Source organism: Micromonospora echinofusca (assembly GCF_017614955.1).
Taxonomy (GTDB): domain Bacteria; phylum Actinomycetota; class Actinomycetes; order Mycobacteriales; family Micromonosporaceae; genus Micromonospora; species Micromonospora echinofusca_A.
Window position 1 is genome coordinate 1 of the sequence record NZ_WVUH01000327.1, and the last position, 8,072, is coordinate 8,072.

7 protein-coding genes are annotated in these 8,072 nt (G+C 71.0%); 2 read left to right on the forward strand and 5 right to left on the reverse strand.

Annotated elements, in window-relative coordinates; all coding sequences use genetic code 11:
- Window positions 1–156: 156 nt before the first annotated feature.
- From GSF22_RS27235 to pepN, 5 genes are all read right to left on the reverse strand, one after another.
- Complete coding sequence (locus GSF22_RS27235) at window positions 157–1,002, reverse strand: DegV family protein (RefSeq protein WP_208816596.1); 846 nt, start codon at window positions 1,000–1,002, stop codon at window positions 157–159.
- A 109-nt stretch (window positions 1,003–1,111) separates the two neighbouring features.
- Window positions 1,112–1,738, reverse strand: coding sequence for a histidine phosphatase family protein (locus GSF22_RS27240; protein WP_208816597.1), 627 nt, complete (start codon window positions 1,736–1,738; stop codon window positions 1,112–1,114).
- The gene (gene rsfS, locus GSF22_RS27245; RefSeq protein WP_208816598.1) at window positions 1,735–2,133 is read right to left on the reverse strand and encodes a ribosome silencing factor; all 399 of its coding nucleotides are present in this window, start codon (window positions 2,131–2,133) and stop codon (window positions 1,735–1,737) included. The genes GSF22_RS27240 and rsfS overlap by 4 nt, the downstream gene beginning before the upstream one ends.
- A gap of 123 nt (window positions 2,134–2,256) precedes the next feature.
- Window positions 2,257–2,853: a nicotinate-nucleotide adenylyltransferase gene (gene nadD / locus GSF22_RS27250; protein ID WP_208816599.1), complete on the reverse strand. Its 597-nt coding sequence runs from the start codon at window positions 2,851–2,853 to the stop codon at window positions 2,257–2,259.
- Window positions 2,854–2,909: 56 nt separating this feature from the next.
- Entirely contained in the window at window positions 2,910–5,462 is a 2,553-nt protein-coding gene (pepN, locus tag GSF22_RS27255; protein ID WP_208816600.1) for an aminopeptidase N, read from the reverse strand.
- A gap of 401 nt (window positions 5,463–5,863) precedes the next feature.
- Between pepN and GSF22_RS27260 the strand changes: the two genes are divergently transcribed.
- Entirely contained in the window at window positions 5,864–6,880 is a 1,017-nt protein-coding gene (locus GSF22_RS27260; protein ID WP_208816601.1) for an alpha/beta fold hydrolase, read from the forward strand.
- Between the two features lie 253 nt (window positions 6,881–7,133).
- The gene (locus tag GSF22_RS27265) at window positions 7,134–7,352 is read left to right on the forward strand and encodes a DUF397 domain-containing protein (RefSeq protein ID WP_208816602.1); all 219 of its coding nucleotides are present in this window, start codon (window positions 7,134–7,136) and stop codon (window positions 7,350–7,352) included.
- Window positions 7,353–8,072: the final 720 nt, after the last annotated feature.

Consider the following 8,072-nt stretch of genomic DNA (forward strand, 5'->3'; position numbering starts at 1 on the left):
ACGTCGCCCAGGAACTCAACGGCCGCCCACGACAGACGCTCGGCTGGGACAACCCAGCCGAGCGTCTGCGTGATCTACTGACAACCACATAAGCCATCAGGTGTTGCGACGACCCCCAGAAACCGCCTACCGAAAACGTTAACAGGGGGCCCTTCCTTACCTCCGGTGGACGACCACGCAGGCCAGGCCGGGGCCGGCGTGGGCGGCGACCACCGCCCCGGCCTCCGAGACGTACGCCTCCCGCAGCCGGTCGCCGAGTCGGGCGGTGAGCGCCTGGAGGAGCTGGTCGGCGCGCTGCGGTGCGTCCAGGTGGTGCACGGCGACGTCGACCTCGTCGGCACCGGCCGCCTCGACGGCCAGGTCCACCAGACGGGCCAGGCCCCGACTGGCGGTGCGTACCCGGTCCCGCAGCACGATCGCCCCGTCCACCACGTGCATGATCGGTTTCACCGATAGCGCGGTACCCAGCAGGGCGGCAGCCGCGTTGATCCGGCCACCCCGCCGGAGGAACTCCAGCGTGTCGACGTAGAAGAACATCCGGGTCCGGTCGACGGCTGCCAGCGCGGCTCCGCGTACCCCGTCGAGGTCGGCGCCCCGGGCGGCGGCTGCGGCGGCGGCCAGGACCGGGAAGCCCAGCCCCATCCCGGTGGACCGGCTGTCCACCACCGCGACCCGTCCGCCCACCTCGGCGGCGGCGAGTCGGGCCGATTCGACCGTGCCGGAGAGTTCCGCCGAGAGGTGCACCGACAGGACGCTGTCGGCTCCCTCGGCGAGCAGCCGCCGGTAGGTCTGCGCGAACTGTTCGGGGGCGGGCCGGGAAGTGCTGACGGACACCCGCCTACCGCCGAGGGCCCGGATCGCGTCGGCCGGGAAGACCTCGATTCCTTCGAGCCCTTCGGTGCCGTTAAGGACCACGGTCAGCGGTACGACGGTCAGGCCGCGTGAGCCGGCGAGGTCGGCGGGCAGGTATGCGGTGGAGTCGGTGACGACCGCGACGGTCATGCCCGGCACGGTAGCCGATCGTGGCGCCGGATCGCTGCGCCGTCGCCCGTGATCGTCTGCGGTGCAGCGGTACGACACGCCGGCCGGGACGCTGCCGGGGTGCAGACGGTCAAAGTTGGCCGCTGGCCGGCTGGATGATCAGCCCGACGTTGTGCGCCCGCAACTGCCAGCCGCGTACGTCGTCGTGGCGCAACTCGGTCCAGTGGCAGTTGTTCAGCCCGCCCACGGTACGCAGCACCGCGCTGTCCCAGCCGAGCAGGTGCCCGCAGCCCTGGCGGGCCGCGCCGCCGTGGGTGGCCAGTACCACGGTCCCGCCCGGGTACGCCCCGGCGGCGTCGGCGAGCGCCGCCCCGACCCGCTTGCCGAGGTCGTCGAGGGATTCGATGCCGCAGCCCGGATCGGGGTCACCGGCCCGCCAGCGGGCGTACCCGTCCGGGTACTGCTGGGCCACCTCGTCGATCAGCAGCCCCTGCCAGTCGCCGTAGTACCGCTCCCGCAGCCGGGGGTCGCTGCTGACCGGGAGCCCGGTCAACGCGGCCAGCGCGGCGGCGGTGTCAGCGGCCCGACGCAGGTCACTGGCGATGATCACGTCCGGCCGGAGGGCGGCCAGCAGCGGCGCGGCACCGGCTGCCTGGTCGTGGCCCCGGGCGTTGAGCGGGACGTCGGTCTGCCCCTGCACCCGGTTGGCCGCGTTCCAGTCGGTGTTGCCGTGCCGCCAGACGACGAGTCGGGTCATTCGGCGCTGGCGGCTTCGGCCTCGACCAGGTCCCGGTCCACGAACGGGATGGTCGGGCAGTCCTTCCAGAGCCGGTCGAGGGCGTAGAACTCGCGCTCCTCGGTGTGCTGCACGTGCACCACGATGTCGACGTAGTCGAGCAGCACCCAGCGGCCACCCCGCTCACCCTCGCGGCGGACCGGCTTGGCCTTCTCCGGGAGACCGAGCAGCCGCTCCTCGATGGCGTCGACGATGGCGAGCACCTGACGCTCGTTGGGGGCCGCGGCCAGCAGGAACGCGTCGGTGATGGCGAGCTGGTCGCCCACGTCGATGATGACGATGTCCTGCGCCTTCTTGTCGGCGGCGGCCTGGGCAGCCGCGGTCGCCAGCTCAAGAGCGCGTTCGGAAACTGTCACCGTACTCCTTCGATCAACCGTGCGATCCTCCTAGCCTCTCACACCCGGCGACGCCCTGACTCGGCACACCGGTGCGTTACCGGTACGGAGTGGGACGAAAACCCACGAGAATCCGGGTACAGATCACTGCTGGTAGAGGCCACGCTTGGCGATGTACTGCACCACACCGTCCGGCACCAGGTACCAGACGGGCTCTCCCCGGGCCACCCGGGCCCGGCAGTCGGTCGAGGAGATGGCCATCGCCGGCACCTGCACCAGGCTGACCGTGTCGGCCGGCAAATGGGCGTCGGTGAGTTCGAAACCGGGACGGGTCACCCCGACGAAGTGCGCCAGCTCGAACATCTGGTCCAGATCCTTCCAGGACAGGATCCGTTCCAGCGCGTCCGCACCGGTGATGAAGAACAACTGGACCTTCGGGCCGTACTCGGCGTGCAGGTCGCGCAGGGTGTCGACGGTGTAGGTGGGTCCACCCCGGTCGATGTCGACCCGGCTGACTTGGAACCGGGGGTTGGAGGCGGTGGCGATCACCGTCATCAGGTACCGGTCCTCGGGCGGACTGACCGGCTCGTCGGCCTTCTGCCACGGCTGCCCGGTCGGCACGAAGACCACCTCGTCCAGCCCGAAGCGGTCCGCCACCTCACTGGCCGCCACGAGGTGCCCGTGGTGGATCGGGTCGAAGGTGCCGCCCATGATCCCGATCCGCCGGATGTCTTCCTCCACGTGTTGATCGTATGCCGCCCGGCGTCCCGTCCGGCCGCCCCCGTCGGCCCGCCCAGTCAGCCGCCGACCGGCGCCGCCGGTACGGATGTGACCGGCAGCGGCCGGCTGCCCAGTCCGCGGGCCTGGAGGGCCCGGCGGAGGTCGTCGGTCGCGTCGGCCACCGCCCGGCGCAGGCCCGGCGTGACGTCGTCCCGGGCGAGCAGGGCCGCCGCCAGCCGGTCGGTCCGCAGGTCGACCGCGTAGCGCGGAAACGCCAGCTCCGCCACCTGTTCCGCGGTGTAGGGGGTACGCAACCGCGCGGCCGTGGGCATGTCCGCGAAGTACCGCTCCACGTACCCGGCGGTCAACGCTGCCTGCTCGGGCTGCCAGAACCCCTCGGCGGTCGCCTCGACCAGCCGGTTGGACAACGTGGTGCTCCGGGTCACGATCTCCCAGGCGGTCGCCTTGGCCACCGGGTCGGGCAGCGCCGCCCGGCAGCCGGCGGCCCGTTCCGCGCCGGTGGCACTGCGGTCCGCCACCGACTCGGCGGTGATCGCCGCTTCGCCGGCCGCTCCAAGTACCACCAGCCGGCGCAGCAGCAGCCAGCGCAGATCGGCGTCGACCACCAACCCCTCCGGGGCACGCCCACCGGACAGCCAGCCGGTGAGCAGCGGCACGTCGACGGTGGCCGAGACGAAGCCCCGGACCGCGGCCAGTTGCAGGGAACCCCCGGCCGGCGCGTTGGCGAGCAGGTGCCGACAAGCCTCCGCCAGTTGGTCGAGCGCGGCGGCGCGCTGTGCCGCGTCCAGGTAACGGTCGATCAGCACGCGGCTCAGTACCAGTACGTCCTCGGCGATCTTCACCTCGGTCTCGACCGGCAGGGCAGCGCCGATCAGCGCGACCAGGTCCGCCACCGGTTGCTCCCCGTCGGTGACCGCGTCCAGCGTGGCGCCCCAGAGCAGGGCGCGGGCCAACGGATCGGCCAGCCGGGGCAGCAGCGCCGGTGCGGCGGCAGCCGAGGCCGGATCGAGCCGTACCTTGGCGAAGGTCAGGTCACCGTCGTTGGGCAGCAGGAGCGCGGCGGCGGGCGTACCGGTCAGCGCGGTGACCACGGTGCGTTCCCCGTCGACCGCCGGATGCAGGTCGACGTCGAGCCGGTCCGCCATGGCCGTCCCGGCGGTGGAGTACCGGCCGAGCCCCAGCCGGTGCGGCCGGAGCACCGGGTTCGCCGCCGGTGCGCTCTGCACCAGGGCCACCTCCCGGTACCGGCCGTCGGGGTCGATCGAGACCTCGGCCCGCAGGGTGTTCACCCCGGCCCGGCGCAGCCAGAGCTCGGCCCAGCCGGTGAGGTCCCGGCCGCTGGCGGCGGAGAGGGCGTCGAGCAGGTCGGCGAGGGTGGCGTTGCCGAACCGGTGGGCGGCGAAGTGGGCCCGGAGTCCGGCCAGGAAGGCGTCGTCACCGAGTACGGCGACGAGCTGTCGCAGCGCGCTCGCGCCCTTGGCGTACGAGATGCCGTCGAAGTTCACCAGCGCCTGCGCGGCGTCGGTGACCTCGGTCGGCGCCACGGGGTGGGTGGAGGGGCGCTGGTCGGCGGCGTACCCCCAGGCCTTGCGTCGCATCGCGAAGGTGGTCCACGCGTTGCCGAAGCGGGTCGCCTCGGCGGTGACCCGGGTGCCCAGGTACTCGGCGAACGACTCGTTCAGCCACAGGTCGTCCCACCAGCGCATGGTGACCAGGTCACCGAACCACATGTGGGCCATCTCGTGGGCGATGGTGGTGGCCCGCTGCTCCCGTTGGCTGTCGGTCACCTTCGACCGGAAGACCAGTTCGTCGCGGAGCGTGACCAGTCCGGGGTTCTCCATCGCCCCCATCGCGAACTCGGGGACGAACGCCTGGTCGTACTTGCCGAACGGGTACCTCTCGCCGAAGAGCGCGTGGAACCGGTCCATGCAGCGTCTGGTGACGTCCAGGATCTCGGCGGCGTCGCGGTCGAGGTGCCGGGCGAGGGACCGGCGGCAGTAGAGGGCCAGCGGGATGCCGTCGTGGGAGTCGCGCCGGACGTGGTACGGCCCGGCGATCAGCGTCATGAAGTAGGTGGCCAGGGGTGGCGTCGGGGCGAACTCCCACCGGCCGGGGCGGGGGTTGGCCGCCAGCTGACCGTTGCCCACCACCGTCCAGTCCACAGGGGCGGTGACCGACAGGGTGAGGGGCGCCTTGAGGTCCGGCTGGTCGAAGGCGGCGAAGATGCGTTGCACCTCGTCCAGGAAGGACATCGCATAGACGTAGGTCAGCCCGTCGGCGGGATCGGTGAAGCGGTGCAGCCCCTGACCGGTGTTGGAGTACGCCATCTCGGCCTCGACGGTCAGCACGTTCCCGGCGCGCAGCCCGGTCAACGCGAACCGGTTGTCGGCCAGCGCGGCCGGGTCCAGAGCGTGGTCGTTGAGCCGTACCCCGAGCAGGCGGGTCGGCCTGACCTCGACGAAGGTCGCACCACCCGGCGTGGCCCGGAAGCCGATGGTGACCCGTGACCGGAACCGGTCGGTCGCGGTGAGGTCGAGATCCACAGTGTAGGACTCGACCGTGATCAGCGCGCTACGTGCGGTAGACTCTTCGCGGCTCAGGCTCGGCATCCGCCCATCCTGCCTGATGAGCCGCCCGGACGGGGTCCAGGATTCCCGGCAGCCGAGGAAGCCGCCACGACCGCTCCGCGACATCGGCGCCCAGTCCCTTTTTTTGACTGCCTTCGACCACCCCGGCACAACTCTTCATAACTCTTCCTAATTCGAATGGGCCCCCGGGCCCATATGGTTCTACCTGCCTTGACTTCACGTCTCGCCGCCCGGCACAGTTTGCGTCGTCAACATCGGACGATGCGATAGTGAGCAGCAGATACGCCTCGCTCTACGGATGTCACCCCCCATTTGTGGCACCAATTCTGCGCTTTCCTTGACCTGAATTGTCGGAGGCAGCAATGCAACGTTCCACCATCCTGCGAAAAATCCGAATTCCCGCCCTGGCAGCATCGGCACTGGTGCTGCTGACCGCGAGTCTGGTGCCGGCGACGGGCGCCGCGTCCGCGACGCCACCGGCGAGCAACTGCACCGAGTACAGCGTGCCGGTCGCGCTGACCGCCGGCGGTCCGGCCGACCAGACCCTGGTGGGCGAGCTGTGCCTGCCCGACTCGGGCACCCCGGAGACGGTGCAGCTGCTCGTGCACGGCGCGACGTACAACCGGGCCTACTGGGACTTCCCGTACCAGCCGCAGATCTACTCGTACGTGAAGTACGCGAACCGGGCGGGCTACGCCACGTTCAACGTGGAGATCGTCGGCAGCGGCGAGAGCTCGCGCCCGCACAGCAGCCAGATCGACGTGTTCACCTCGGCCCACGCGCTGCACAACGTGATCACGAAGCTGCGGGCCGGCGACATCGGCCCGATCGCCTACGAGAAGGTCATCTGGGTGGGCCACTCGATGGGCACCGCCATCGGCTGGGTCGAGGCGTCCACCTACAACGACGTCGACGCCTTCATCGCCACCGGCGCCACCCACCCGGTCAGCAACACCGCAGCGACTGGGTCCGCTCCGTTCCCGGCATCGCTGGACCCGAAGTTCACCTCGCTCAACCTCGACGACGGTTACCTCTCCACCGACGCGGTGTCGCGCGCGACCAACTTCTTCTACGCGAACACCACCGACCCGCAGGTCAAGACGGAGGACTACGCTCTGCGGGACACCTTCACCCTGCCCATGCTGCTCACCGCAGTCGGTCAGTTCAGCGCGCCCGTGGCGACTGCGTCCACGCAGGGCATCACCGTCCCGGTGCTGAGCCTGATCGGCGAGAAGGACTTCCTGTTCTGCCAGCCGGACGCCAGCGACTGCAACAACCGGGCGGCCATGCAGGCGAGCGAGGCCGCCTACCACTCCAACGCGTCCAGCTTCGACCTGGTCGTCGTCCCGCAGACCGGCCACGACCTGAACCTGCACCACACCGCGCCGTTCAGCTTCCTCACCATGCTCACCTGGGCGAAGCAGCACGTCGCCCCGTAACCGGTCCGAACGGCGGAGCGGGCCCTGCGAACCTTTCGCGGGGTCCGCTCCGCCGTCTCTGCGGTCGCTGCCGATCTCCCGGGCCGCCACCCTCCGCCCCGATCCGTCGGATCGGGGGGCGACGCCACTCTTCGGTAATCGACACGCCACGCCCGGTAGCCTCTGCGCGGCTCCGGCTCGGCATCCGCTTATCCTGCCCGGTGGGGAAAGCCGGCTGGCCTTCCCCGGACGATCGGTAGTGGAGGAACGAGTAATGGCGCAGCACCCCAAGGGTGACTTCGACCTGTCCCGTGCCGTGTGGCAGCGGGCCGAGGGCGACAATTCCGACAGCGCGGTGGAGGTCGCCTTCGTCGACGACCTGATCGGCATGCGCAACTCGGCCGAGCCGGACGGCCCGGTACTGGTCTTCACCCAGGCGGAATGGGACGCCTTCGTCGCCGGTGCCCAGGACGGCGAGTTCGACCTGGACTGAGGCTTCTCCCGGAAGCCGACCGACAGAGCCGCGCCGTACGAGCGCCGACCCTGGCGCGGCCCGACGCCGGGCCCAGGTGGTCGCCTCGTCGTACCCGCCGGGACGACCACCTGGCCCGTCGTACCGGCGGCGCGCGCGGGCCGGGCATGCCTCACCCGGTGGTACCTGAGCGGTCACCGTCCCCCCAACCCAGGCTGCCCGCACCGGGGCCGTGGTGGAAACCCGGGTGACCTGACACGTCCACGCAGCGTTCGTCGTCCGGCCCGATCGCACCACAGAACAGCCGCTCCGGTTGCCGCCAGGTCTCCGCGACGGAGAGTGCCGCCGCCCCGAACGCGACCTCCGGACACAACAGCGACAGCGCCTCGGCGTAGCCGACCGCCCGTTCCCGGGCGTCCTCCTAGGCAGCGGCCTCGAACCCGAGGTGCAGGGTGAACCGACGGAGCGGGGTGGGCCTTCGCCGGCTGGTGGGGTCAGCGGGCTGACCGGGCCCACCCGACCGGACCGGTTCACGGGACCCGGCGAGCAGTTCCTGCCGCCGGGTGCCGTGCGGTGGCCGGATCCGCCGGGCCGGCACCCGGTCGCGGCCCGATCCCCAGTGGGGTGAACGGTTGCTGTGCACGTGACCTCCCGTCCGGTCCGGTCCGCGCCCCTCGGGGAGGTGACGGATCAACGGACCTGCCTACCGGGTCAGCCAAGCAGGAAACCACGCTCCGGGGA